The organism is Janibacter sp. Soil728 (assembly GCF_001428305.1).
Lineage (GTDB): Bacteria > Actinomycetota > Actinomycetes > Actinomycetales > Dermatophilaceae > Janibacter.
Genome location: NZ_LMRZ01000003.1, coordinates 38893 through 63287 on the forward strand (window position 1 = coordinate 38893; position 24395 = coordinate 63287).

The following is a 24395-nucleotide window of genomic DNA, read 5'->3' on the forward strand; positions in this document are numbered from 1 at the left end:
CATGGCCAAGGTTCTCGTGGTCGCCGATGACCTCACCGGCGCCAACGCCAGCGCCGCCGGCTTCGCGAGGACGAGCATGCGAGCGGTCACCCTGGGACGAGCGGACGAGTGGAGCGCGATCACGCAGTTCCACCCGCAGTTCGACGCGATCGTCGTCACGACCGACTCACGGCACGCCAACCCGCAGGACGTGCGTGGACCCATCCACGACGCCGTGCGGGCCGGCTGGCCGGTCGAGCTGCTCAGCACCCGGATCGACACGACCCTGCGTGGCAACATCGGCATCGCGACCGAGGCCATGCTCACGACGGTCCGGGAGCTCTCGGACCGCCGGGTGATGGCCCTGTGCCTGGCGGCTCACCCGGAGGCTGGGCGGGTGACCGTCGACGGCCACCAGCTCCTCGGCGGACAGAGGCTCGAGCTCACCGAGCTGGCTCGTGACCCACGCACCCCGGTCGACACCTCGGACGTCGGCGAGGTGCTGACCCGCTTCACCGACCTGCGCATCGGCTACCTGCCGCTACGCGCGGTCACCAGCCCGCGCGACGAGCTCGTCGACACGATCCGCGAGCTGCTCCACGAGGACATCGACGTCATCGTCGCCGACGCGCTGACCGTCGACCACCTGGAGCGCGTGGCCGCAGCCGCAGTCGCCGCGGATGACGACATCCAGTGGATGACCGTCGACCCCGGCCCCGGTGCGTTGGCCATGGCGATCGCACTCGACCTCCCCGACCAGTCCAGCACCAGACCGCTCCTGGCCGTCTCGGGATCGGCCACCGAGCTGACCCGGGCCCAGCTGCAACGACTCATCAGCGAGCGTGGCTGCCACGTCGTCAGCCCGACGGCCCTCCCCGGCTCGGTGGTCCCCGACGTCGACGCCACCGTCCCCGAGGTGGTGCGTGCACTCCAGCAGGCCGGCCCCGGCGAGATCGTCCTGGTCGCGACGGTCCTCGACAGCAGCCACCTGCGTCAGCTCACCCCGGCGGAGGGCGACGCGCTGCCGGTGGCACTCGGCGACATCGTCCGGCGGACCCTCGCGCGGGTCCCGGTGGACGGCCTCTTCACCACCGGTGGTGACATCACCGCGGCGGTCCTGCAGCACCTCGACGGTCAAGGCCTCGAGGTCGAGGACGAGGTCATCCCCCTCGCCGTCGCCGGTGAGATCGTCTCCGGCCCGTATGCCGGCCTGCCCATGGTCACCAAGGGCGGCCTGATCGGTGACCCGGACACGACCGTGCTGTGCCTCGACCGCCTCACCGAGATGGCCCAGCTGAGACGAAGGGCGGTCCGCGCGGCCCCCTCCCTGACCAGTCCCCCTTCGCCCGCTCCCCCAACCCACGACGTCGGCCCGACCGGGCCGCAAAGGAGATAACCCCACCATGGCTTCTGCGCCTGTCCTCGCCCTCACGCTCGGTGACCCCGCCGGCATCGGCCCGGAGATCACCGCCAAGACCCTCGCCGAGTTCGCCGGCACCCCGGAGCACCACGGCATCGCCGTCGGCGACCGCATCGCGCTCGAGAAGGCCGTCGAGGTCCTCGGCCTCGACGTGCAGGTGCGCAGCGTCGACGGGTGGGACACCCCACCCGCCGGTGAGGGCGTCATCGACGTCTTCGACATCGGTGTCCTCGGCGACACGATGGTCGAGTGGGGCACCGTCGACGGCACTGCCGGTCGGGCTGCGATCACCGCCATCGAGGTCGCGGCGAAGGCTGCGATGGACCAGCAGGTCGCGGGCATCGTCACCGGGCCGATCAACAAGGAAGCCATCTGGGCGGCCGGCAGCGAGCACCTGGGCCACACCGAGATGCTCGGCGAGCTCACCGGCGTGACCAAGCAGGACACGATGTTCGTCGTGCGCAACGACGCCCAGCAGGGCCACCACCTGCGGATCTTCTTCGCCACCCGGCACACCTCCCTTCGCAAGGCGCTCGACGCGATCACCATCGAGACCCAGATCGACTCGATCGAGCGCGCACACCGCGCCCTGCAGATCTACGGGGTCGAGCAGCCCCGCCTCGCGACGGCTGCCATCAACCCGCATGCCGGGGAGAACGGCGCCTTCGGCGACGAGGAGATCGACGTCCTGCGTCCCGCGGTCGCCGCCGTCAACGCCAAGGGCCTGGCCGTGGCCGGTCCGATCCCGGCAGACTCGGTCTTCCACCACGGGCTCATCGGCCGCTACGACGGGGTGCTCTCGCAGTACCACGACCAGGGCCACATCGCGGCCAAGACCTACGACTTCGACGGCACCATCTCGGTGACCGTGGGACTGCCCATCCTGCGCACCTCCGTCGACCACGGCACCGCCTTCGACATCGCCGGCACCGGCAAGGCCGACCACGGCACCATGCGCTCGGCCTACCTCGCCGCGGTCGACTACGCTCCCTTCGTCGATCGCATCCGGGAGGAGTACCTCCCGAGGTGAGCCGCCACCCACGACAGTCAGGCATCCAGATGAGTGACCTTCGAGCCGGCATGCACCGGGGCCGCGGCCAGCGGTTGAGCGAGATCGTCCGGCTGCTGCACTCCGGGGTCACCCGGGTGGAGGACCTCGCCGTGGCGGTCAAGATCTCCGAGTCGACGGTGCGGCGTGACCTGGCCTCCCTCGAGGCCGAGGGCGCGATCGCCCGGACCTACGGCGGTGCACAGCCCTTCGCTCCCTTCCGCGAGACGCTGCTGCACGATCGGATGAGCGTGGAGGTCGAGGCCAAGACCCGTATCGGGGCCGCCGCTGCCGAGCTCGTCGAGGACGGGTCGACGATCTTCGTCGATGCCGGGACCACGACCGCGCACCTCGTCGAGTGCCTGCGCGGCCGGACGGACCTGATCGTCCTCACTCGTGGGCTCGAGATCGCGCTGGCCCTGGCGGACAGCCCGATCGAGGTGATCGTCGTCGGCGGCGCGGTCTCGTCGTCGAGTCATGGGATGACCGGCGCGGTCTCGCAGCTCGTCCTCGAGCGGTTCGCCGTCGACATCGCCTTCCTCGGCTGCGATGCCGTCCACCCCGAGCGGGGTGTGGGTGAACCAACCATCGAGGAGGCCGCCACCAAGGAGGTGGCGGCGCGCAATGCCCGCCGCTCGGTGGTCCTGGCCCATGCCGCCAAGCTCACCGCCGGCGCGGTACCGGCGTGGGCACCGCTGCCGCTGGGATGGACCCTCGTGACCGACGAGTCCAGCGAGGCTCGCCTGCAGCCCTACCGGGATGCCGGGGTCGAGCTGATCGCTGCCGGGGCACGGCTCCAGGAGCGCTGATGGCGGCGATGGACGAAGGGGGTCGGGCCCGCCGGCGCACGGTGCTCGTCGCCCCGGACAAGTTCCGCGGGTCGATGACGGCACCCGAGGTGGTGGCGGCAGTCACCGCCGCTGCCGAGCCTCTGGGGTGGCAGGTCGTGGGCCGCCCGATGGCCGACGGCGGCGAGGGCATGCTCGATGCCTTCGGCGGCGCCAACCGCTCCAGCGAGGTCACCGGTCCGCACGGCCGGCCGGTGTCCGCGCCATGGCGTCACCACGACGGTGTGTCCGTCATCGAGAGCGCCCTGGCCTCTGGCCTGGACCTGGCCGGCGGCGGGTCGCTCAACGACCCGATGGCCGCCACCAGCCGCGGCACCGGTGAGCTCATCGCCGACGCCGTCCTCGACGGAGCCCGGCGCATCATCGTCGGTCTCGGCGGCTCCGCCATGACCGACGGTGGGCAGGCCGCGGTCGAGGCAGTCCTCGAGCGCCTCGGCGGGGACCGGCCGATCGACCGCGGCGTCGAGCTGCTCGTCGCCTGCGATGTCGAGACGGTCTTCACCGACGCGGCTTCGGTCTTCGGACCGCAGAAGGGAGCCGACCCCGACCAGGTCATCGAGCTCACCGACCGGCTGCACCGGGTGCGAGCCCACTACGAGGACCGCCACGGCGGCTGGCTGACCGAGCACGGCGTCGACCTCGCGACGGCGCCCGGTGGTGGCGCCGCCGGTGGGATGGGTGGCGGGCTGCTCGTCCTCGGCGGATGGCTCGTGCCCGGGCTCAGGCTGGTGGCCGAGCAGGTCGGCCTCGACGAGGCGCTCACGCACGTCGACGCGGTCATCACGGGTGAGGGCGCCCTCGATGCCGAGTCCTTCAACGGCAAGGTCGTGGGCGGTGTCGTCGACGCCGCACTCCTGCGTGAGCTCCCGGTGCTGATCCTCACGGGCACCATCCGGGCGGACGTGCCCTCTCTGCCGCCGCGGGTGACCGCCGTCGATCTCAGTGGAAGGTTCGGTGAGGACGCGTCGTGGACGCACACGGCCGCGTGCATCCGTCGCGCCGTCGAGCAGGAGATGGACAACTTCCCTGAAGGATGAGATCAGTGATGATCGACCACACGCTGGTGGGTTCGGCCCGACCAAGGTGAATCGAGCCTTCAGGTGCAGGCGCCGGTCGGCTAGTAGGCCGCACGACCAATGTCCGTCGCCGCGAAGGCGTCACCGATGAAGAGCAGCTCGTCGCCCAGGTCTGCCGCGAGTGCGTACGAGAAGCAGTCGCCCAGATTGAGCCGCGCAGGGCTGCCGCTCCCCCGACCGAAGTCGCGGTGCGCCTCGCGCGCCAGCCGAGCCTGCTGCGGCGTGAGCGCCGCTACCTCCACGTCCAGGGTCGTCAGCAGGTCGTCGAAGCGGCGCCGGGTGGCGGCGCTCGATCGGTTGTCGATGACGATGCCGCACTCGACATGGGTGGCCGCCGACATCTGCACCGAGTCCGCAGAGGCCAAGGCACGCAGGAGTCGCTCAGCCTCCGGCTCGTCGGCGATGATCGCGACCAAGGCCGAGGTGTCGACGATCATGCGGGCAGACCGTCCTCGTCGTACATCATCTCGAGGTCGGCTCGCATGGCCGCACGGTCCTCGTCGGTCATGGCGCCATGGATCTGGTCGACGAGCGCGCGGGCCCGGACGAGCTTTGCCTGAGGCCGGGAGTGTGCGTCCTGCTCACGCAGACGCGCCAGGTACTGCTCCAAGGCGGCCTCCAGGGCGCTCGTCTGGGTGCTGCCAGTACGCCGGGCCGCCTCTCTCGCCAGCTCGTGGACCCGCTCGTTCTTGATGTTCATGGCCATGACTACACCTCCATCAACACATTTTGCACCTGCTACACCACGGTGGATGTCGAGGTGTCAGACCGACATCTGCCGGGCCCCACTGGGTGGATGCGGACTCGCCGACGAATCGTCCGCGCGGATACCTCCACCCGGGCGCGAGGCAGAAGGTGCTTGACTCAGGCACATGACTCAGAGCGCGACCCATGACTGGACCGCCCCGGGACCCGAAGAGGTCGCTCCCGGGGTGCACCGCATCCCCCTTCCGCTGCCGATGGACGGGCTCAAGGCGGTCAACGTCTACGCCGTCCTCGGCGAGGACCGGCACACCCTCATCGACGGCGGCTGGGAGATCGAGGTCGCGCAGCGGGCGCTGGATGACGCCCTGGGCGAGCTCGGGTTGGCGACGCAGGACTTCGAGCAGTGCCTCGTCACGCACCACCACCGTGACCACTTCACGATGGCGATGGGTCTGCGGCAGCGCGCCGGTCTGATCGTCGGACTGGGCGAAGGGGAGGCCCCGCAGCTGGAGGCGATCCGCAGCACCCACGGGCTGGAGGGGTCCCACACCCTGCTGGTCGCCGCGGGCGCCACCTCGGTGATCGAGGACCTGGCCCGGCTCCCCCACGAGGAGCAGGACCGGTCGCTGTGGGCCGACCCCGACCGCTGGCTCGTCGACGACGAGTCGGTGACGGCGGGGCACCGCTCGCTGCGGGTCAAGGCGACGCCGGGGCACACGAGCGGGCACGTCGTCTTCTTCGACGACGACGCCGACCTCGTCTTCGCCGGCGACCATGTCCTGCCGCACATCACGCCGTCGATCGGCTTCCAGGCCAAGCCGGAGCCGACCCCGCTCGCGGACTACCTCGACTCGCTGGCCGCGATGCTGACCGAGCGCGACCGCGTGCTGCTGCCGGCCCACGGAGCGGCCGGCGGCAGCCTGCACCGGCGGGTCGAGGAGCTGCTCGCCCACCACGAGCGTCGGCTGGCGCAGACCGAGGCGGTCGTGCGAGCGGGCGCGTCCACCGGGTTCGACGCGGCCCGCGCGCTGCGCTGGACCCGTCACGAGCGGCACCTGGACGAGCTCGACCCCTTCAACCAGATGCTCGCCACCACCGAGACGCTCGCGCACCTGCAGGTGCTCGCCGCGCAGCAGCGGGTGCGGCAGAGCGAGGTCGACGGGGTGTGGCGCTACTCGTGACACGACCCGTCGAGTCGCCGTCCGCGCACCGCCGGACGGCCTGGATCACGCTGTTCGCCCTGCTGTCGGCGGGGTGGGCGACCAACCACTTCGCCGCGCTCCTGCCAGCCCTCGCGGACGTCTCGCACATCTCCAAGCCGGGTCTGGACGCGGCCTTCGGCCTCTACGCGCTCGGTCTGCTGCCCAGCCTGATGCTCGGCGGCGGGATCTCCGACCGCCGGGGTCGGCGACCGGTCGTCCTCACCGGGCTCGTCCTCGCGGCCTCCGGCAACCTCGTGATGCTCCTCTGGCCGACCTTGGCCGGGGTGGTGCTCGGCCGCCTCGTCGTCGGTCTGGGCGTGGGCATGGTGGCCAGCGCCGGGACCGCATGGGCGGCCGACCAGGACGCGGCGAAGGGAGCCGCCCGCGCCGGCGTCGTCCTCACCAGCGGCTTCGCGATCGGCCCCGTGGCATCCGCCCTCCTGGCGGTGTCGATGCCCGGTCGACCGGGCATCGTCCTGGCCTACGCCGTGCCGGTCGTGCTCACCGGCGTCTCGGCGCTGCTCGTCCTGCGGGCGCACGCCACCGCCCGGACCACGGCTACGGCGACCCGCCGGGACGACGACGCACGGTCCGCTCCCTTCGTCGACGGGCGGCGCATCGGCCCGGCCCTCGCCTCGGCCCTGCCGATGGGGCTGTGGGTCTTCTCGTGCGTCGTCGTGGCGGTCATCGTGCTCACCGAGCGCATCGGGGACCGGTTCAGCGGGCCGATGCTCATCGCGGTGGCCTGCGTCCTGTCGCTGGGCACCGGGATGGTCGCCCAGATCTCGACGCGCACCGTGGTCGGCTGGCGCCCCCTCGGCGTCGTCGGCGCGGGCCTGGCGGCCGCCGGGTTCGCCATCGCGGCCGTGGCCGGCGCGCAGATGGGGCTGGCGACCTTCGTCCTGTGCGCGCTCGTCCTCGGCTCCGCCTACGGGCTGTGTCTCGGCCAGGGTCTGCAGGACGTCGAGCGGCTCGCGCCGCGGCACGCGCGCGGACTGGTGACCGGCCTCTTCTACGTCGTGTCGTACTCAGGCTTCGCGCTGGGCTTCGTGCTCAACACCTACGAGGACAGCATCGGCTCGTCCGCCCCGCTGCTCGTGCTCGCCGTGCTGGCCGCGGTGACCGCCCTCGCCCGGTCCGTGGGCGGCGCGAGGAGCACGCAGCACTGACCCGGGAGCTACCGGCCCGCTCCTCGCTCCAGCACCTCGACCGCGGCGCTGGCCGCGAGCCGGTGCCAGCGCCCCGGGTGGTCGAGCAGGGCGTGGCCACCGCTCACCTGCTGGTAGGTGGCGTCGCCGCCGAGGGCGCGCAGCCGGTCGACGAGGTCACGTGAGCGCGCCGGGCTGCACACGGTGTCGTCCACGCCATGGATGACGCGGACGACCTTGTCCCGCAGGTGATCGACGGGGTCGTGCTCGCCGACCCACGGGGCGAGAGCGACAGTGCCGATTACCTCGTCCTGGCCCCCGCCGCGCAGTGCGGCCCAGCCGCCGCTGGAGTGACCGAGCAGCACGACGGGCAGGTCGTGCTCGGTGGCCAGGCGCCGCACGATCTCGCGGGTCTGCACCAGACCGGTGCCCGACGAGGCGATCCAGCCCCCGTGCCGGTTGTGCACGAGGACGGGCGCGATGCTCCCTCGCGAGGCCCGCGCCACGGCGGGTGCGAAGGGGAGCATCCGCAGGTAGGAGACGTCGCGATGGCGGCGGGGTTGTGGGGTCACCGAGCGCCCGCCGTGCAGGACCAGCGCGATCGCCCGGGTACGTGGCCCGACCCGCAGGCGGCCTTGCCGGACCGCTGCCATGAGGTCGTCGAGATCGTCGCGCGTCGTCATGTCGCGAGTCTCGCACGACGCTCGCCGGGTCAGCCGCCCGCTGGCCCCGGCTCGGCGGGCGCGTAGTCGTAGCGGGCGGAGGACCGGGTCTCGCGGAACTCCGCGAAGGTCATGCCGCCCGAGTCGGGGAAGGCCTCGTACTGCTCCCAGCGCGCCCACCTGCGCCGCCATGCGGCGTCCTTGGCGTCCTCCTCGACCGTGTAGTACCAGCGGTCGTCACCGAGGTGGCCGTCCTTGAGGACCAGCCAGATCCGTCCCGTCGGTCCTTCGCTCGTCGGCTCCCCACTCTCCGGCGCGACGGCGTCGTCGGGCTGGTCGGCCGCCTCGACGTGCGGGACCTCGTCGATGGCGTAGGTCGGCAGGTCCTGGATCTCGCGGTACTGCTCCCACGTGACGCCGAGGTCGACGCGCGCGCCCAGCTCCTCGAAGTCACGCTGCTCGTCCGCCACGAGCGCCTCCACGCGGGCCACTGCGTCTGCCTGCGCGGCGTAGTACTCGAAGACCGGCATCCAGCTCTGACGGATGCCACTGATGACCCAGACGTTGTGCATCGCTTCTCCTCAGATCACGGGCAGTGCTCCCCATGGCACTACCCCCTTCGCGCCGATTGACTCTCCCCATGACGAGCTTCCCCCGCCCCCTGCCCGCGACCGACTCCGTCCGCGGGGAGCAGCCCGCCGTCGACCTCGGTGGGGCGGTCCTGCGCTACCGGTGCGCTGACGAAGTCGCGTCCTTTGCCGGCCCGGTCATCGATCGATTTCGCCGGTACCACGCGTCGGGTGCACCGCTGGACGGGCAGCGCACGATCGTCGGCTTCACGATGTGGCAGCTGCGCCAGTCCGGTCCGCCGCACGAGTACTGGATCACCGCCTCCGACTACGACAGTGACGACATCGTGGACATCGCGACCGATGACCTGACCTTCGCGCTGTGGATCGAGGCGAGCCAGGTCGACGTCGTCGGGCGCGTGGGGGCACACGGCGATCAGGTGGACGTGTCCTCGCGGGTGATGTTCACCAAGGCCGCGTTGACTGTCATCGACAAGGGACGTCCGGACGAGCTCGTCCTGGAGCGTCGTGCGCCCAAGGACGAGCAGGACTCCGGCTGGTTCGTCCGCACTGCGGAGCGGTCTGTGCTGCGCAACAAGGAGGTCGAGATCCTCGCCGGGGTCATGGCCGGCACGACGCCGTACCTGCTGCCCCATCTCACTCTGCCGGTCGGGTCGGTGGTCCGCTTCGCCGATGGCCGCTGCCTGGGCATCTGGTCGGGGCAGGGTGACCTGCTGATCGACGGCAACGGCACCCGGGTCGCCGCCCCTTCCCCGTCGCGGGTGGTCTCGGACCTCGAGGTGCTCACCGAGACGGTGGACGGGGTGACGCTGCAGGCCAGGATCGATCCCGCGATCGCACCGCTCGCTGGAGGGATCGTCGCTGCCTTCGCCGCGGGCGCAGCGGGTCCGCTGCGGGCCGGCGCGCAGATCGCCTCCTCGTACGCGACCTTCACGCTGCAGGAGGGCGAAGGGGGGACCCTCCTGATCACCACCCCCGACTTCTCCTCACCGGAGAGCTACCGCAGCGCCACGACCGATGACCTGACCGCTGCCCTGTGGGCCCACGCGGCGCAGACCAAAATGGTCCGTCAGGCCGAGCTGGAGCCGCAGCGCACACGCGCCGGGACGACCATCGCGATCCAGCGCGCTGCGATGGAAGCCCTCGTGCTCGGCTCCAGCGTCCCCTACCTGATGGAGCGCATCCCCTCGGCGGAGGGTGAGGGCCTGCTCGCGGACGGCACCGTCCGCTCGGGCTGGTTCATCACCTCGCCGGTCGCGCAGACCGACGAGGAGCGCGCGATCCTCAACATCGACGCGGGCGAGCTGCAGGCGTGCGACCCGCTCTTCGCGCCCTACTACGCGCTGCCGGACCACGTGATCCTGGAGTTTGCCGGAGGTCAGCTCGCGGCGGGTCACCTGCTCGACCCCGTGAGGTTCGACGAGGTGAGCTCGCAGCACCTGGGCATGACCATGGGTGAGCTCCTGGGCTCCGGCAAGGTGTCGCGGCCGGTCCTTCGCTGCAGTTGATCCGGTCAGGCCGACCTGGATCAGGCGCCTGAGTTGAGCACAGCCCACGCGATGAGCTGGTCGAGCCGGCGGATGTCGATCTTCTTGTCGAGCTTGATCTTGATGTGCCCGGCACGGGTCCACATCTCCAGCTCCGAGTTGAAGTCGAACATGCCGCTGGCATTCTCCGACGACCACATGTCGATGCGGCTGTATGGCAGCGAGTAGACCTCGACCTTCTTGCCCGTGAGCCCCTGCGCGTCACGCACGATGAGTCGCTTGGTGGTGAAGACCGCTGAGTCGCGGAAGGTCTTGTACGCCGCGACGGCCTGCTCCCCCTCGACCAAGAGGGCGGTGACGTCGTCGGGGATGGGGATCTCCTGGATCAGGGTCCATGAGGTGATCGCTGCTGTTTCCATGACCGGATCGTGGCAGCGAGCTCTGACAACGCCGATCGCCCTGGGCCCGAGTCAATCTCGGGCCCAGGGCGATCGTCAGCTGCTGCGGTCAGACGACCTTGCAGTTCTTCAGGTCGACGCCCAGGTCGCCGCCGTCGTCGAAGTCGCCGATCACCTTGATCGCGTCGCCGACCGTGAGCTTGGACAGCACGTCGTTGCTCATGTCGTGGCAGGTGACGCTGAGGAACTCAAAATCTCCACCGTCGGTGATGTTGAGCAGGTACTTGTCCTCGTTGAAGAGCTCGGTGTCGATCTTCTCCACGACACCCGAGACCTCGACGGTCTTGCCCTTGTACTTCTGGTCCGCAGCAAGCTCGTTGCCCTCGAACTCCTTGATGAACTCACCCGCCGTGACCTTCATGTCGGCGCCAGCCGGGGCAGCCGGTGCTGGGGCAGGTGCCGGGGCCTTCGTCGATGAGGGGCTCTTAGGAGCCTCCTTCTTCTTCTCGGCCGGCTTGGCGGACGGCGTCGCCTCGGCGGCCTTTGCTGCCGTCGACACCTCCGACGACTCAGCCGCACTGCTCGTGCTCTCCGAGGACGAGGTGTCCGTGTCGTCGCTGCCCTGGCTGACCGCGACGGCGCCGCAGCAGCAGATGATGACCACGGCAATCACGCCGATGATGATCCACTTGACCATGCCGCCCTTCTTGGCGGGTGGCGTGGGGCCGGCCGTCGCAGCCGGAGCCTGTTGGGTCCGAGAGTCATCGGTCCACTCGCTACCGTTGAAGTAACGCTCGGTGCCGTCAGGCTGGGGGTACCACCCGGGAGAGCTCATGATCCTTCTTTCCTCGCATGAAGAGGCGGGAAGGGCTCTTGCGCGAGTCTGTCGCGACAGCACGAGTTCACCCGCCCCGACGCAGGGGCGAGCCACTTCATGGTGATCGTGCTGGAAGGGATGAAACAGCCCCAATGCCAGGCTCGACCGCGGTCGACAACTTGACCCCCACCGAATGTCTCCCCGACCGCAGTGAATGACGGCGCCAACGTAACACTTGATCGTTCAAGTGTGGGTTTGGTCAGCGTCGAGTTACGAAAACGTAAGAAAGGGCGCTGTTTCGCGACGCTCTGCTGCGTCCCTACACGACCTTCGGGGAGTGCTGGCTCGTCGTCGGGCCCCTGGCCAGACCGGCCGAACAGCGGGAGGCTGGAGTATGACTCCCTTCCCGCTCCCGAAGCCCACGACGGTGGCCGAGCCGCAACCGGCCCAGGACCTCGGTGGCGTGGTGGTCACCTTCCGCTGCGCCCCCGAGCTGGCCGGCTATGCCGTCCCCGTGATCGACCGTTTGCGCCAGCACCATGGGGCGAAGGGGGTCGAGCACGGACTGTCGACGCCCTTCGGCTTTTCCCGGTGGCTGCTGCGTCAGGACGGCGAGGCGCAGTACGCGATCACCTCGCCCGGCCACGCCGGCGGTGAGGGCACCGGCGGGGTCACCGATGACCTCACCGTGGCGCTGTGGGTCGAGGCGAGCCAGGCCGATGCGGTGCACCGGGCCGCGGTCCACCGTCAGCACGTCGACTTCTCCAACGCGGTGTCCTTCACCCGGGCCGCGCTGGCCGCCGTCGAAGGGGGTGGGCCCGGCGAGCTGGTCCTGCACCGACGCCGCCCATCGGCCGACGGCGACTCGGGCTGGGTCGTGCGGACGGCTGACCCGTCGACGGGGAGCGACGACGTCGAGGACATCCACGTCACCGCTGGCCGCCTGGTCGACGTCGCACCCCATCTCGTCCCCTATCTCGCGCTACCGGTCGGGACGGTGGTGCGCGTGGCCGAGGGGCGCTTCCTCGGGGCGTGGTGGACGGCGTCGAAGGACGGCACCATCACCGCAGCGGACCACCAGCTCCTCGACGAGGAGGGCCACGGCCCGGGCGCGCGTCGCGGCGATGACGCCGCGCCTGCGCGCACGACGGTGGAGCGGGTGAGCGAGGGTGTCACGCTGCGAGTGCGCGCTCACCCAGACCTCGCCGGGCTCGCCGAGGCGGTGCTCGTGGGCTTCGCCGACGGCGCGTCACCGCTCACAGCGGGGTCACGCCTGGAGTCGAGCTATGTCACCTACTCGCTCGCGGAGAGCGACGACGAGAGTGTCCTGCTCGTCACCGCCCCGGACTTCTCGTCGCCGAGTGCCTACCGCGAGGGGACGAGCGATGACCTGACGGCGGCGCTCGAGGTCGAGGCCGAGCAGGCCGCACTGGCCCGTCGCGCCGGTGTCGAGCCGGAGCCGGTCCTGGCGTCGGATGTCATCGCGATCCAGCAGGGTGCGCTCGACGACCTGACGCACCACCGGCTCACGTCCTATGTCATGGAGCGGGAGGCTCCCGCCCCGGGCTCGGAGTACCTCGCCGACGGCGCGCGCCGGTCCGGCTGGTCGATCAGCACACCGTCGGCGCAGTCGGAGCGCTCGCGGGCCGTGGTCCAGGTCGACGCGGGTGAGCTGCAGGCGTGCGACGACATCTTCGCCCCCTACTACGCACTGCCCGTGGGCACGCTCCTGGAGTTTGCCCACGGCAACCTGCACTCGGCCCACCTGGTCGACGAGGGTGGGTTCGAGGCGCTGGCCCGCCAGCACCCCGAGCGCAGCATGCACGACCTGCTCGCCTCGGGTGAGGTCTCGCGGCCACTCTTCGACCCGCACAGCACCCACGCCCCCTGAGCAGGCCCTCGAGCGACGGTCACCACCCGTGGCAGCGCTCCCACCGCTCGGTGACCGGCTCCCCTTCGCCGGTGACGACCTCGTAGTGGTCGTGCTGAGCCGCCGTGGCGCAGGCGTGGATCGGCAGGATCCGCACCCGCGTGCCGACGGGCAGGTCGGGCAGCTCGCGCTCGACGCCGGGGCGGATGGCGAGGACGCCGTGCTCCTGGCTCGCCCCGACCATGAGCAGGTCGGGCAGGACCTCGCCCGCGTCCGTGGTGACGAGGCCGAGGTGCTGGTCGACGGCCTGGGTGCCGGTGCCGCGGTCGCTGGAGGTGGCCGTCCACCCGGCGTCGGTGAGGATCGACGCGTCGTCGGGGCCGCGGCCGATGACGGTGGCGACGACCGACAGGGCGAGGTCGTCGATCGCGCACACGCCGATGCCGGCCATGACGAGGTCGAAGAAGACGACATTGCCGGCGCGGACCTCGGTGACGCCGGTGAGGTCGGCCGCGGCGTGGGCGGTCGGGGTCGAGCCGACGCTCACGACAGGGGCGGCATGGCCGGCGGCCCGCAACCGCTCGGCAGCGTCGACGGTGGCGCGGCGCTCCTGCTCGGCAGCGGCGCGCTGAGCCTGTGGGGTGGTCGCGAAGTAGGACCCGCCCGCGTGCGCCATGACCCCACGCGTCTGCGCCCCACCGTCGGTGAGGACGCGCGCGATCTCGAGGAGCTGCGGGTCGTCGGGGAGCACCCCGGCCCGGTGCCCGTCGGTGTCGATCTCGATGAGCACCGGCAGTGACTCCTCGTGCTCCGTGGCGAAGTCCGCAACCGCCTGCGCCTGAGCAACGGTGTCGAGCAGGATCGTCAGGTCGATGCCGCGCCGACGCAGCCGCGCGACCCGCTCGAGCTTGGTCGGCGCGATGCCGACGGCGTAGAGGATGTCGGTGTAGCCCGCGTCGGCGAAGAACTCCGCCTCGGCCAGCGTCGAGACCGTGATCGGCCCGGTCCCGCCGTCGAAGATCATCGCCGTCGGCTCGAGCGCCTTGCTCGTCTTGACGTGCGGGCGCCAGGTCACGCCGAGGGCGTCGAGGTGGGCCCGCAGGCGGGCGATGTTGCGCTCGACCTTGGCTCGGTCCACGCGGGCGAAGGGAGTGTCCGGTGACGTCGTCATGGGGTCATGATGCCCCCAACGCTCCCCGTCTCGAACGGTCCCTGAGGAGGTTGCGCAGCAACCGTCTCGAAGGGTCCCCGACATGCGGTCTCACGCCGGGTCGTCGGGGAACTGCATCGGCAGCAGGTCCAGCGCCTCGGTGGTCAACCGAGCGGTGCTCTCGAGCAGCTCGTCGACGGTGGCCGAGCGCAGGAGCGTCTGATGGTCCAGGGCGCCGAGAGGGGCGATGCCCGCCAGCTGCCAGCTGCGGCTGACGGGGTCGTCGGACAGCTCGACGTCGGACGGCCAGAGATGCTCGTGGTACTCGCTCATCACCGCCAGGGCCCGCCGGACGACGTGCTCGGTCTCCGTCAGTCGGGAGGCCTGCTCGCTGCTCCACTCCAAGGCCGGCACGAGGCGCACCTCGGCCCGCGGATACGGGTCGTCGGGGAGCCACTGGACGACCTCGAACCGGTCGCCGCCGCGTGCCAGCAGGCCCATCCGACCGCCCGGCATCGGGCGCAGCTGGTCGATGGTGGCGACGGTGCCGATCGAGAAGCGCTGGTCTCCCCCGCCAACCTCGACGCCGCGCTCGATGAGGACCACCCCGAACTGCCGGTCGCCGCCCACGACGTCCCGCATCATCGCCAGGTACCGGGGCTCGAAGACCTGCAGGAGCAGGGGGCTCCCAGGGAGCAGGGCTGCCCCCAGCGGGAACATCGGCAGTAGGTCCATCTGACCAACATGGCACACGTGGCGTCGGACTGGGCGCGCACGGATGCAGAGCGCCATCGGCGCCATCACGAGCTACCCCGCTGCATCGGACAGCACCGACGAGCCGGCCCAGACCTGCCCGACGGACACTCCTCGCGAGGGCGGCTGGACGTGCTACGCGCCCGATCAGCCCTGACGGGGACCGAAGTCGATGACGTCGGCGAACCCGCCGGCCCGCTCGTCTGGTGACCAGACGCCCGCAACCATCCAGTCCTCGTGTCCTCGCATCGCCTCGGCGATGCGCTTGCGGACCTGACCTCGCCACTCCGGTTTCGGTCAGACGCTTGGCAGCTCGCCCCGGTTTCTCATCTGCTGCTCCTTGTACCCCCGCAGCCCGGCCGCCTCCTCGGGGTCTGTGTCAGCAAGCAGCTCGAGTGCTTCCACGTCAGAGTCGCCGTGGTTGGCGCCCCCAATCCAGGCACTGACGAGCGGGACGCCCTCCCACGCTCCACCGCGTGCGACGGCGACGACGGCGTGCGGTGCGCGGAAGTCGAGGTCCACCCGCTCCACCTCGACCTGCTTGAGCTGCGGCGGCATTGACCCCACCCTGTCCAACGCGGTGAGCGCGGCAGCGCGGAACCCGTAGGCGTCGTACTCGGCGCGCACCGTCTGCACGCAACTCGTCACGGCGTCCGGCTCCTCCGGAAGGATCACTGCGGCTACCTCGGCCACCCCGGGTGCGTCCGTCAGGTCGAGCATCTCCTGGGCCGCCCACGCGGGCACGCGGCTGCGCCACTGCTGCGGTCGCCCCATGACGTCGGTCGGCAGGCGCGACCGCTCGCCCTCGGTCATCTGCACGCTCGTGGTTCGGACTCGCCAGCCAAACCCGTTGGCCTGCAGACCTCCCGGCCGCTCGGCATGCCACAGCCCCCCGTCGTCCAGCAGGGCCACGACCTCGTCGACGGCCTGCCACACCTGCGCGGGCTTGGTCCGCGGGTGCGCGCGCACGCTGATGACGTCGATGCCGTCCTGCGAGTGCGGCTTGGCCACGACGACCAGCCCCGCGGCGCGGGTCTCGACGATGGTCTGCAGGCCACCGGTGAGCCTGAGCCACGCGCCATCGGCCACCAGTCGCTCGGTCCACCTCGGCTCGAGGACGAGCGCGGTGGCCAGCACGATCCGGGTCAGCTCGGTGACCTCGAGCGGGAAGCGATCGATGAGCCCGCGCGTGTACTCCGCCGCCCACGCGTCGAGCGAGGCCTGGTCGGGGATCGGCCGCTCCACCCCTACGGGCGTCACCGCATCTGCGGCGGCCCACGCCCCGGCGGCCGCGGCAAGGGTCGGGTGCGGCTGCGCGAGCAGGCGCCTCCCTGCGGCACTCGCCTCGTCCAGAGACATCCCGAGGATCTCCTCGAGGGAGGCTCGGTCGTCCCCCGTGGCGCGCTCGGCGGCGGAGGCGAGGAGCAGCCAGAGCCCCGCGTGGGAGACCACGGAGGTCGTGGTCTGGTCGAGCTGCTCACGGCAGCGGGCCGCGTAGCCGGTGATGGCCCGGGCGACGGTCCTGTCCGGTGCCGGCGTCGCGGTGAAGTCCGCTGGTCCCCCTTCGACCGTCTCCCGCTGGCCGCACGTGAGGCACTCGGCGGTCCACATGCCCGGCACGATGAGGCAGCCACCGAGCCGCTGCCACGGGGTGGCGGCGACCTGCTCGGCGAGCTCGAGGGGCGGCATCCCCATGACGACCTGGTGGGTCGCGCTCGACCCGCAGCGTCCGCACTGCAGCCTTGTTGACTCATCGAAGGGGGCTGAATTCATGGGGTCTCCTGACGGTCGCGGGCTTCGGGGAGGATCTCGTCGTCCCAGTCGGCGATGAGTTGGAAGAGCAGGTGGACGTGCTCGCGCAGATGCTCAGGCACGAAGGGTGTGGCCAGCATGTCGATCATCGCCAGGAGGCTCTCGTCGTCGAGGACTGTGAACTTCACACCGTGGACGGAGCCGTTGAGTCGATCGGCGATCCGTGTCGCGTCGTCGCAGTCTGCGGCGTGATGATCGAGGGCACAGCAGATGCGGATGCGCGGCACGCTGCAGGATGACCGGACCCACACGAAGGTGTCGAGGTACTCGACGTAGACGTCTCCATCATCGGTCCCGTCGATCTCCGCGAGCATGGGACGCAGGGCGATATCGACGAGCTCGTTGACTTCCGCCCTGCTGGTGGGTCGGGCTCCATCGGCGTGGACGGGGCTGGCCTGCCAAGGCTCGACGGACGGCGGCGTGAGCTCATCAGACAGGCTCGTCAGCAGCGCCGGGTGGACGATGCCGAAGACGTCGCGCAGCACGCTGATGACCACCGTGGCCGGCTCGTCGGGGCGACACTCGTCGTAGTACTTCCCGTAGGTCGGCTCCTGCCGCGTGGGGCACACCATCCCCCAGCGACGGATGGCCGCCTGCTGACGACGGTTCATCCGCCACTCGCGCGCGAGCGTCATATTGCTCGCGACCTCGACGAGCACCTGAGGGCGCACGAAGTTGAGCTCGACGAAGGGGGTGTCTCCCTCGACGTCCTCGCTCGTCCGGTCGAGCGAGATGCGGAAGATGTTGTCACCGTCCCACTCCTCGATGACCGTGACCAGGCGCTCGTGGAAGTCCCTCCACGCCGCCTCGACCTGCTCGTCGAACATGCCCCGCTCCCCTCTCGACCCTTGAGCAAGGCTAGGTGGCAGCACCGACAACGGTCCTCTGCTCCGTTACGTGGATGTCGCGCAGGTCAGGGCATGCCGGCGAGCTCTGCCATGCGGGTCAGCGCCGGCCCGGCGCTGGCGCGTAGCCTGCCCAGCACCTGCTGCATGGCCTCGGACTCGGCCAGCTCCGGCGGTGTGCGGGCTGGGTTGAGCGCCACCGTGTCCGCCCATGCCTTGAGGTGGGGATCGCTGGCGAAGGCAGCTCCGGCGCGAGCGCCGATCACCTGCATCGCGAGCCAGTCGGTCGGGGTGTCGGAGTAGGGCGAAGGGGGGCACAGCCGGTTCTTCTCCACGTCACTGGAGATCGTCGCCTCTGCATGACCCGCGAGCGCCGCGCCGAAGCACGGGAAGCCGGTCCGGATCGGTTGCAGGGTGATGACTTCCGGCTGCCAGATCGGGACCAGCGGCGGGTACCGCAGCCCGGAGGCGGCGCAGTGCACGACGAGGGCGTCGGGGGCGACCTGCACGCTCCCGTCGGCGCAGACGACGCGCCCCTGCTCGACGGCCAGCACGTGGCCCAGGCGTACGACGTGCTCGATGGTGCGCAGTACGTCGAGCTCCCACGTGGCCAGGGTCGGCGTCTTGGCCATCGTCGGCGTGACCGTCGGGTCGATCCGCAGCAGGACACCCCGCTCCTCCAGACCCAAGAAGATCTCATCGGCCGTGGCCGCCGTGGCCGCGACCTCCATGACGTCGGCGGCGGCGCCGAGGAAGATCCGTGGGTCGGGTTGGATCATCGCGCGGTTGAGCATCCACGGCTCCCGGGAGCGCACCCAGCAGATCCGGTCGGGGTCGACGCCGCGGTCGAGCAGCCAGATGCACGCGTCGGTCGCCGTCTTGCCGGACCCGACGACCACGTACTCGGAGGGTGCGTCGGCCACCCGCACGAGCTCGTTGACCGGGATGACCCTGGCTCCCGTGTCCACGGCGAAGGGAGGCATCGTGGTGGCGGGGATGTGCGGTGAGAGGTAGTGCGCGTTGACCACCCGGGCGGGACCGCGCACGTTGTGCCGCTCCCCCGAGATCGTCGAGACGCACCGCCCGTCGTCCGTCCACACGTAGCCGGGCATGAAGCTCACCCGGCCCGAGGCCACCAGGCGCTCGGTGAGGACGGAGTCGTAGTACGCGCAGATCTGCGCGGCGGTGGCCCGCTCGTGCAACCCACGCTCCGGCCCGTGCTGCTGTGCGCGTCCGTCGCCGAGGAGCGTGGAGGCCACCCCGTAGAAGGCCGAGGCCTGGTGCAACCGGACGAAGGGGTAGGCGTCCAGCCAGTGCCCGCCGGGCGCGTGCCGCCGGTCGAGGAGGGCGACCCGCACGTCGGCGTGGCTGATGAGCGCGTCGGTGAAGGCCATGCCCATGGCCCCCGCACCGACCACGACGTAGTCGGCCTCGATGGTGCCCATCGCTCAAGCGTCCTCCCGCCGCGGGGGTGGGTCAACGCTGGTGCTCCTCGGCTCACGCCGCGCGGGTCAGGCACCTGAGTCAGCACGGCCCAGGCGTCGAGCCCAAGGGCTTGACCACAGGTTGGCGGTGCTTGCTCCGCCAACAACTCACGGCCCTATGTCACCGTGCGGCTCATCACCAGCCTCACCTCTGGGCGACCACATGGGCCAAAAGAGCTGGCCTTTGCCACGAGTCCTTTTGACCTCCACCTGCCAGGCCCTTGCTGCCCGATTCAGCGCTTGCCAGTGAGGGTCCGACAAGGGCGGTCCCATGAGCTCATCGCAGCAGTCGCATCGTCGGAGCTCGTCTACCCGACAAGCTTCCTGCTCCTGCCACCTCCGCAGCACCCGTGCGAAAAGGCCTGCCAGCACCCCCGCCCCGACCCCCTCGTGACGCTCGGTCATGCCAACCCCTCCCAGCACTCCCACGCCCGACAACGTTGCTCAGCGCCCACCTTCAATGCCCTGTCCGCCATGTCGTCTCACCTCTGGTCGTGACGTTCCCGAAGCCATTCATAGGCCACCTGCGCATCACGTCCTGGCCGCTCCAGGATGCGATCGCGAGCTTCAGTCGAGAGCGGCTCCGCGTGGCTGGAGGACTGCTCCCACAGCGCGAGGAAGAGTACGTCCACTCCGCCGACCTCTGCGACGAGGGTGCGCATCACGGCCCTGGCCCGTTGCTCGACACACTGACGGAGCAAGACGTGTCTGCTCTCCGCGTAGGTCCACTGCCCCACGTCGTGCCGAGCCGCCCAGCGTCCCAAGGCGATGTCATCAAGGAAGTCGACGACATCAGATGGATCGTGCGGGTCGACCAACTGCTCTTGCCCCGTGGTGCGAACCTCGTTGAAGAGTTCGCTCTCGTAGGCCAACGCCAGCAACGTGAGGACATGATCTGTCACGTTGTCAGCTTCGCCGTCGATCTCCTCGGGAACTACGCCTGCGGCGGCCAGCGACATCCACGCCCATGCTGCCCACCGGACGTCGCCGTGGCTGCCCCAGTATCGAAAGCATGTCCCCATGAGCAAGTGGAGGGCGTCAGGTCCCGTCGTCACACGTTGCGGCTGCACCATGCCCGTCACCGCAGGGATCGCAGTTGCGAGGGAGTGCGGCTACGCAGGACACGATCGCGCCATTCCTGGGTCGAGGACCAATCGCGTCGTGACCTCTGGCGCTTGAGAGGAGTGACAGCTCGTGTCGGCCCCCACGACACCCAGACACTGAGCACCACCAAGACACCCGCGGCTGCCAGGCAGACCCATGGGAGGAAACCCCAGACAGCCACCTGCACGAGCAGCACAGCGCACAACGAGATGAAGGCTGTGGCCAAGCGATGGGCCCGACGGCGGATCCGGACCACTGCATCCTCCACGAGGTGGACGTCGATCCATTTGTGCGCGTCATCAGCCTGGGCACGGCAGCGACGCGCGACTCTCTCAGCGAGCTCAACGCTGTTGCGCAACCGCGCGATCTCCCCCTTCTGCTCCCCCAACTTCTGCTGGCTGGATGACAGTTCGTTCTTGATCTTTTCCCGCTCTGTCTCGCGCCGCTTCCTCGCCACGGCAGCCCGGCCGTTTGAGACCAAGGACAGAGCGCGACCTGCCTCCCCCGGTGTCGGAAAGGCAGCATGCGCCGCAGCGTCCGCGAGGCTGATGTCCTCGCGGTGGCCGATCCCGGTGACCACCGGGACCGGCGACGCGTGGATTGCCCTGGCCAGATCAGCGTTGTCGAACTCCTCAAGTCCCGCCTTGTCGCCACCACCTCGGATGATGGCCACCACGTCGGCATCTCCCGGGGACAAGTCGGCTAGGAAGTCGGCACACCCCTGTGCCATCGTCTGACCCCGGCCTCCAACTGGGACCACGGTGAGCTGATCGTCCCGCAGATGGCCCAGCTGCCCTGCCACGTCCCGCCATCCGGCCCGCCCCGCTGGAGGAACAAGTGCCGTGATCCGGCGAACACCCTCCACGCCTCGGATGGAGTAGGAGTACAACTGAGCGTCCAAACTCCGACGTCGGATGACTCCCTGAGCTGACAGCGTCCTAGCGAATTGCTCACGGCGCTGCTGCCGGGGGCCGGTTTGCTGGGCCATTCGGGCATGCAGGGCCAAGCAAAACCAGCCCGGCTTGCCCTGATTTGGCGTTGCCCGCACCTGCATATCAAGGACCATCCCCAGCTCCACCCGGGGCGTCCGTCCACTCAGTTGACCGCCGGGGATGCAGACATCCACATACCCTCCGTCCTCCGCGACGGTCGCCCAGACATTTCCATCTGTTGGTCTGACCGAAATGACCTCAGCGCGGATGCGGCGAGGCTCCAAGGCGCGGATGAGCTCCCCCGCTTCGTCGCAGAGTTCCTTCAGTGGTGCTGACGCGATATCCGTCATGTCGCCCTCCCTGATCTCGTGCTTGTCACGCTATGGGAGACGTACGACATCGGAGGCTCAGCGCCTCCGGATAGAACCCGTCCTCGATGCGGGGGCCCGACGGGCTCGGCACAGACGACGTGGTGAATGGCGAGGCCCCGCCGCCCTAGGTGTAACTGGGCATGATCGTGGTGACGCGGGCCTTGGCGCGGGGGGCGCGGATGGGCCGTGGCCTCTGTCCCACCGATGGACCTTCTCTAGTCGGCGGGATCGAGGCTTATCAGCGGCCTGCCCGTATAAGCCGCCATTTCTCCAACTCCTTGGTGTACGCCTCCAAGGAAGCCTCATGCTGCACAGTGAAGGCGCGCTGCTGCTCGGCATGGAGCCAGGCAGCGCGACTCTTCCGTTCCGTCCACTTCTCGAACGCGGGGTTGGAGATCGTGCGCGCATGCGAGCCGTAATACTTGATGCAGTCCGTCCCGACTCGATGGCGCTGACTCTCAGGGTTCGTCAATCGCCGGCCACATTTGACGCAATGGCTCGCCATATCCCAAATGGTGGTGGGTGGCGCGGACCCGACTTGCTCGAGACGCACCTTCGCGAGCTTCGGCTTACGCGGCTTCTTGCCTGCGCGGCGGCGAGCCTCCGCTCGGTCCCGCCACGTGCGACGCGGGCGTGGTGACAAGCTCCCTTGCCCATGCACACCTGTCGTCGGCCCCGTCGGCCCCTCTCCCGATGTTGCGTTTCGCGGCGTCTTCTGAGGCCGAGCATTCACCTCGGTGGCCGTCAACGACCCGCTGTCCAGCAGAGCAGAGAGCCAGTCAACCGGCCCATCTTCATCGGACACGTGAACGGGCGGTGGTGACGACTGAGGCGTCCGGGCAGCGACGTGCCCCAAGATGACACCCAGATCCGGGTCGAGCCGCGACCCCCAGAGCGTTTTGCGGCCCAAGGGAGTCATCACTCGAGCGCTCTGTGTCGATCCCTTGGGCTCGCGGATCACCTCGAGCGGGAAAGGAACCCGCGTCACCTTGGCCCACATCGCCCCCTTGACTAGGAGGAGCGCCCGATCCGTCAAGACGGCATCACACCAGATGTGGGCGCTCACTGAGTAGAGCGCCCGTGGTACTTCGTCGGCTTCCAAAGCCTCGATAAGGGCCTGACGCATGCCGTTGTCTCGCAGCCCAATTTCACCGTTGAGAGGAGCCAGTCGGGCCTCGGTGAACGTCGCCATCACACCGTCCCTTCGAGGGACAGCTGTCCCCGGGAGAAAGCCTTCAGGATCCGTCGATGCGTCTGCCGTGGCAATTCCCTGGTCCCGGGTTCACCCAGCGGTGTGCCAGGAACTGCAGGCGCATTGTCGAGCAGCTCATCAAGCCCCGCACGGCTCACCAGCAGCAATCCGTGGGTTGCACGGGTACACGTCACGGCTAGCCGACCAAAGGCAGAGTTGAAGGCGTCCAGACCCGACGCTCCCGAGAGCGGGTGCACGGCGACGGTGAGCGTGTTGGTCTGTCCCTGCCAAGAGTCGACGGTGGATGCCACGATCCAGCCGTCCGGCAGACGGTGACGCTCCGTCAATCGCTCGACCATGGCGAAGGCGTCGTCCACCGCAGCATTGCGTGTCGCGAGGACAGCGATGACCGGGTCGTCGCCTTCCTGCTCCAGCGCCGGCACCGTGGTCGACTGCTGTGGCACACCGTGTGCGTCATACGTCCTGCCGTGGATCGTGACCTGCGCCGAGATCAGATCCTCGAGGTATGCCTCCAGCACCGAGAGCAGTGGTTGATCGATGTCCGGCGCCTCTGCGTCCGGCAGACCGTCCACCTCGAGGAGGGTGGGTTGGCCCGTACCCACCTGGTCCCACAGGACTTTCGCATCACCGGACAGTCCGTCGACTTCGAGCGCGCGGTCTCCCGGGCCAGCGACACAGGTGAGCGAAGCCCAGTCCGAGTAAAAGGCTCGCCAGAGCGGTAGCTGCTCGGCCGTGGGTCGCCACACGGCAGGGAGCTCACGCGTCCACGTGTTCGGGTCATGCCCAAAGCCCTCTGGCCAAGCGCGATACGGGTTGTGCCCGGGGTCGCCGCGCCATGGGTTCTGCGATGGGTCCAGTGGCGGAAGTTGACCGACATCGCCCACACCGACGATCAGCGGTGCCAGCCAAGAGACCTTGGCGTACCGATGGTTGGGCAGCTGCCAGGCCTCGTCCACGAAGAGCACGTCAAAGAGCCGCTCACCGTTGTGCGCGTTGCCCAGTCGGTCACGCATGTACCGAGCCGACCCCTCGAGCTTGTGGGTCGTCCCGATGATGACCTCGACCGACTCCGGGATGTCCTTGTAGCTGATGACCACCGTTGCCTTGTCGCGCACCCAGTCCGGCACCTTGTCGAACCACGCCTCGGACACGGACAGGCAGACGCGCTCTCGGCCCAGTTGGTCGCCCAGCTGCCCCGCCAGCGGGATCACCTGCTTGTTGGCGAAGGCAGTGACTCCCACCCGCGTGCAGCTCTCGTGGGCGAGGGCCTCCACCACCATTCGCTTCAGTGCGAAGGTCTTGCCGGCGCCCGCGGCGGCCTTGAGGAGGACCCGCTCATGCGGCTCATGTCCATCGAGGGCATCTTGCAGCGCGCCGATCGCTTGGGTCACGACGTCCAAGTTCTGGATCGCAGCGGAGGCGTGGTGCGCGCCCGTGGCGTCAGCCATGGACGAAGGGGGCGTGAAGTTCAGTGTCGTCAT

At 69.7% G+C, this 24395-nt stretch carries 23 protein-coding genes; 8 read left to right on the forward strand and 15 right to left on the reverse strand.

Features of this window, described 5'->3' with window-relative positions:
* The first annotated feature begins 1 nt into the window (after nucleotide 1).
* From ASG73_RS04560 to ASG73_RS17770, 4 genes are read left to right on the forward strand one after another with little or no spacing between them, the layout of a single operon-like run.
* Nucleotides 2-1375, forward strand: coding sequence for a four-carbon acid sugar kinase family protein (locus ASG73_RS04560; protein WP_082567006.1), 1374 nt, complete (start codon nucleotides 2-4; stop codon nucleotides 1373-1375).
* A 7-nt stretch (nucleotides 1376-1382) separates the two neighbouring features.
* Complete coding sequence (gene pdxA / locus ASG73_RS04565; RefSeq protein ID WP_055991576.1) at nucleotides 1383-2429, forward strand: 4-hydroxythreonine-4-phosphate dehydrogenase PdxA; 1047 nt, start codon at nucleotides 1383-1385, stop codon at nucleotides 2427-2429.
* Between the two features lie 29 nt (nucleotides 2430-2458).
* A complete protein-coding gene (locus ASG73_RS04570) occupies nucleotides 2459-3256 on the forward strand; it encodes a DeoR/GlpR family DNA-binding transcription regulator (protein ID WP_235499352.1) in 798 nt (265 codons plus the stop codon).
* On the forward strand, nucleotides 3256-4332 hold the full coding sequence (locus ASG73_RS17770) for a glycerate kinase (protein WP_055991582.1): 1077 nt from the start codon (nucleotides 3256-3258) through the stop codon (nucleotides 4330-4332). Before ASG73_RS04570 ends, ASG73_RS17770 begins: the two co-directional genes overlap by 1 nt.
* Before the next feature lie 80 nt (nucleotides 4333-4412).
* On the opposite strand, the gene ASG73_RS04580 is transcribed toward ASG73_RS17770, so the two are convergent.
* Together ASG73_RS04580 and ASG73_RS04585 are read right to left on the reverse strand one after the other, a co-directional pair.
* Entirely contained in the window at nucleotides 4413-4808 is a 396-nt protein-coding gene (locus ASG73_RS04580; RefSeq protein WP_055991585.1) for a type II toxin-antitoxin system VapC family toxin, read from the reverse strand.
* On the reverse strand, nucleotides 4805-5077 hold the full coding sequence (locus tag ASG73_RS04585) for a type II toxin-antitoxin system VapB family antitoxin (protein WP_055991588.1): 273 nt from the start codon (nucleotides 5075-5077) through the stop codon (nucleotides 4805-4807). Before ASG73_RS04585 ends, ASG73_RS04580 begins: the two co-directional genes overlap by 4 nt.
* Before the next feature lie 166 nt (nucleotides 5078-5243).
* Here ASG73_RS04585 and ASG73_RS04590 point away from each other — a divergent pair, with 166 nt between their 5' ends.
* Together ASG73_RS04590 and ASG73_RS04595 are read left to right on the forward strand one after the other, a co-directional pair.
* Nucleotides 5244-6257: an MBL fold metallo-hydrolase gene (locus ASG73_RS04590; RefSeq protein WP_055991591.1), complete on the forward strand. Its 1014-nt coding sequence runs from the start codon at nucleotides 5244-5246 to the stop codon at nucleotides 6255-6257.
* Nucleotides 6254-7447 (forward strand): MFS transporter, encoded by a 1194-nt coding sequence (locus ASG73_RS04595; RefSeq protein WP_055991593.1) that lies wholly within the window; start codon nucleotides 6254-6256, stop codon nucleotides 7445-7447. Before ASG73_RS04590 ends, ASG73_RS04595 begins: the two co-directional genes overlap by 4 nt.
* Before the next feature lie 8 nt (nucleotides 7448-7455).
* On the opposite strand, the gene ASG73_RS04600 is transcribed toward ASG73_RS04595, so the two are convergent.
* Both ASG73_RS04600 and ASG73_RS04605 read right to left on the reverse strand, forming a co-directional pair.
* The gene (locus ASG73_RS04600) at nucleotides 7456-8109 is read right to left on the reverse strand and encodes a hypothetical protein (RefSeq protein ID WP_055991596.1); all 654 of its coding nucleotides are present in this window, start codon (nucleotides 8107-8109) and stop codon (nucleotides 7456-7458) included.
* 29 nt (nucleotides 8110-8138) lie between these two features.
* Complete coding sequence (locus ASG73_RS04605) at nucleotides 8139-8660, reverse strand: hypothetical protein (protein WP_055991599.1); 522 nt, start codon at nucleotides 8658-8660, stop codon at nucleotides 8139-8141.
* 68 nt (nucleotides 8661-8728) lie between these two features.
* Here ASG73_RS04605 and ASG73_RS04610 point away from each other — a divergent pair, with 68 nt between their 5' ends.
* Entirely contained in the window at nucleotides 8729-10186 is a 1458-nt protein-coding gene (locus ASG73_RS04610) for a hypothetical protein (RefSeq protein WP_055991602.1), read from the forward strand.
* A gap of 20 nt (nucleotides 10187-10206) precedes the next feature.
* Here ASG73_RS04610 and ASG73_RS04615 read toward each other — a convergent pair whose 3' ends face one another.
* Together ASG73_RS04615 and ASG73_RS04620 are read right to left on the reverse strand one after the other, a co-directional pair.
* Entirely contained in the window at nucleotides 10207-10584 is a 378-nt protein-coding gene (locus ASG73_RS04615; protein WP_055991604.1) for a PH domain-containing protein, read from the reverse strand.
* 88 nt (nucleotides 10585-10672) lie between these two features.
* Complete coding sequence (locus ASG73_RS04620) at nucleotides 10673-11398, reverse strand: OB-fold protein (protein ID WP_055991607.1); 726 nt, start codon at nucleotides 11396-11398, stop codon at nucleotides 10673-10675.
* Between the two features lie 376 nt (nucleotides 11399-11774).
* On the opposite strand from ASG73_RS04620, the gene ASG73_RS04625 reads away from it, so the two are divergent.
* Nucleotides 11775-13271, forward strand: coding sequence for an immunity protein Imm33 domain-containing protein (locus ASG73_RS04625; RefSeq protein ID WP_055991610.1), 1497 nt, complete (start codon nucleotides 11775-11777; stop codon nucleotides 13269-13271).
* Nucleotides 13272-13290: 19 nt separating this feature from the next.
* Here the strand turns inward: ASG73_RS04625 and ASG73_RS04630 are convergent, their stop codons facing one another.
* The 9 genes from ASG73_RS04630 to ASG73_RS04665 all read right to left on the reverse strand — a co-directional run bounded on the left by ASG73_RS04630 (nucleotide 13291) and on the right by ASG73_RS04665 (nucleotide 24395).
* Nucleotides 13291-14421, reverse strand: coding sequence for an alanine racemase (locus ASG73_RS04630; protein ID WP_055991613.1), 1131 nt, complete (start codon nucleotides 14419-14421; stop codon nucleotides 13291-13293).
* Between the two features lie 90 nt (nucleotides 14422-14511).
* The gene (locus tag ASG73_RS04635; RefSeq protein ID WP_055991616.1) at nucleotides 14512-15135 is read right to left on the reverse strand and encodes an LON peptidase substrate-binding domain-containing protein; all 624 of its coding nucleotides are present in this window, start codon (nucleotides 15133-15135) and stop codon (nucleotides 14512-14514) included.
* A 315-nt stretch (nucleotides 15136-15450) separates the two neighbouring features.
* A complete protein-coding gene (locus ASG73_RS04640) occupies nucleotides 15451-16926 on the reverse strand; it encodes a hypothetical protein (RefSeq protein ID WP_156466133.1) in 1476 nt (491 codons plus the stop codon).
* Nucleotides 16923-17792, reverse strand: a complete 870-nt coding sequence (locus ASG73_RS04645; protein ID WP_055991622.1) for a T3SS (YopN, CesT) and YbjN peptide-binding chaperone 1 — start codon at nucleotides 17790-17792, stop codon at nucleotides 16923-16925. Before ASG73_RS04645 ends, ASG73_RS04640 begins: the two co-directional genes overlap by 4 nt.
* A gap of 86 nt (nucleotides 17793-17878) precedes the next feature.
* Entirely contained in the window at nucleotides 17879-19255 is a 1377-nt protein-coding gene (locus ASG73_RS04650) for an NAD(P)-binding protein (RefSeq protein ID WP_055991625.1), read from the reverse strand.
* A 521-nt stretch (nucleotides 19256-19776) separates the two neighbouring features.
* Entirely contained in the window at nucleotides 19777-20253 is a 477-nt protein-coding gene (locus ASG73_RS04655) for a hypothetical protein (RefSeq protein ID WP_055991628.1), read from the reverse strand.
* A gap of 119 nt (nucleotides 20254-20372) precedes the next feature.
* A complete protein-coding gene (locus ASG73_RS17435; RefSeq protein WP_082567008.1) occupies nucleotides 20373-21680 on the reverse strand; it encodes an exodeoxyribonuclease VII large subunit in 1308 nt (435 codons plus the stop codon).
* Between the two features lie 259 nt (nucleotides 21681-21939).
* Nucleotides 21940-22893 (reverse strand): DUF6011 domain-containing protein, encoded by a 954-nt coding sequence (locus ASG73_RS17775; RefSeq protein WP_156466134.1) that lies wholly within the window; start codon nucleotides 22891-22893, stop codon nucleotides 21940-21942.
* Nucleotides 22893-24395: a hypothetical protein gene (locus tag ASG73_RS04665; protein WP_235499353.1), complete on the reverse strand. Its 1503-nt coding sequence runs from the start codon at nucleotides 24393-24395 to the stop codon at nucleotides 22893-22895. The genes ASG73_RS17775 and ASG73_RS04665 overlap by 1 nt, the downstream gene beginning before the upstream one ends.

Coding starts and splice junctions, on each gene's coding strand:
- ASG73_RS04560 (WP_082567006.1), top strand. CDS start 2: ATGGCCAAGGTTCTCGTGGTCGCCGATGACCTCACCGGCGCCAACGCC.
- pdxA (WP_055991576.1), top strand. CDS start 1,383: ATGGCTTCTGCGCCTGTCCTCGCCCTCACGCTCGGTGACCCCGCCGGC.
- ASG73_RS04570 (WP_235499352.1), top strand. CDS start 2,459: ATGAGTGACCTTCGAGCCGGCATGCACCGGGGCCGCGGCCAGCGGTTG.
- ASG73_RS17770 (WP_055991582.1), top strand. CDS start 3,256: ATGGCGGCGATGGACGAAGGGGGTCGGGCCCGCCGGCGCACGGTGCTC.
- ASG73_RS04580 (WP_055991585.1), bottom strand. CDS start 4,808: ATGATCGTCGACACCTCGGCCTTGGTCGCGATCATCGCCGACGAGCCG.
- ASG73_RS04585 (WP_055991588.1), bottom strand. CDS start 5,077: ATGGCCATGAACATCAAGAACGAGCGGGTCCACGAGCTGGCGAGAGAG.
- ASG73_RS04590 (WP_055991591.1), top strand. CDS start 5,244: ATGACTCAGAGCGCGACCCATGACTGGACCGCCCCGGGACCCGAAGAG.
- ASG73_RS04600 (WP_055991596.1), bottom strand. CDS start 8,109: ATGACGACGCGCGACGATCTCGACGACCTCATGGCAGCGGTCCGGCAA.
- ASG73_RS04605 (WP_055991599.1), bottom strand. CDS start 8,660: ATGCACAACGTCTGGGTCATCAGTGGCATCCGTCAGAGCTGGATGCCG.
- ASG73_RS04610 (WP_055991602.1), top strand. CDS start 8,729: ATGACGAGCTTCCCCCGCCCCCTGCCCGCGACCGACTCCGTCCGCGGG.
- ASG73_RS04615 (WP_055991604.1), bottom strand. CDS start 10,584: ATGGAAACAGCAGCGATCACCTCATGGACCCTGATCCAGGAGATCCCC.
- ASG73_RS04620 (WP_055991607.1), bottom strand. CDS start 11,398: ATGAGCTCTCCCGGGTGGTACCCCCAGCCTGACGGCACCGAGCGTTAC.
- ASG73_RS04625 (WP_055991610.1), top strand. CDS start 11,775: ATGACTCCCTTCCCGCTCCCGAAGCCCACGACGGTGGCCGAGCCGCAA.
- ASG73_RS04630 (WP_055991613.1), bottom strand. CDS start 14,421: ATGACGACGTCACCGGACACTCCCTTCGCCCGCGTGGACCGAGCCAAG.
- ASG73_RS04635 (WP_055991616.1), bottom strand. CDS start 15,135: ATGGACCTACTGCCGATGTTCCCGCTGGGGGCAGCCCTGCTCCCTGGG.
- ASG73_RS04640 (WP_156466133.1), bottom strand. CDS start 16,926: ATGAATTCAGCCCCCTTCGATGAGTCAACAAGGCTGCAGTGCGGACGC.
- ASG73_RS04645 (WP_055991622.1), bottom strand. CDS start 17,792: ATGTTCGACGAGCAGGTCGAGGCGGCGTGGAGGGACTTCCACGAGCGC.
- ASG73_RS04650 (WP_055991625.1), bottom strand. CDS start 19,255: ATGGGCACCATCGAGGCCGACTACGTCGTGGTCGGTGCGGGGGCCATG.
- ASG73_RS04655 (WP_055991628.1), bottom strand. CDS start 20,253: ATGTCGCTGGCCGCCGCAGGCGTAGTTCCCGAGGAGATCGACGGCGAA.
- ASG73_RS17435 (WP_082567008.1), bottom strand. CDS start 21,680: ATGACGGATATCGCGTCAGCACCACTGAAGGAACTCTGCGACGAAGCG.
- ASG73_RS17775 (WP_156466134.1), bottom strand. CDS start 22,893: ATGGCGACGTTCACCGAGGCCCGACTGGCTCCTCTCAACGGTGAAATT.
- ASG73_RS04665 (WP_235499353.1), bottom strand. CDS start 24,395: ATGACGACACTGAACTTCACGCCCCCTTCGTCCATGGCTGACGCCACG.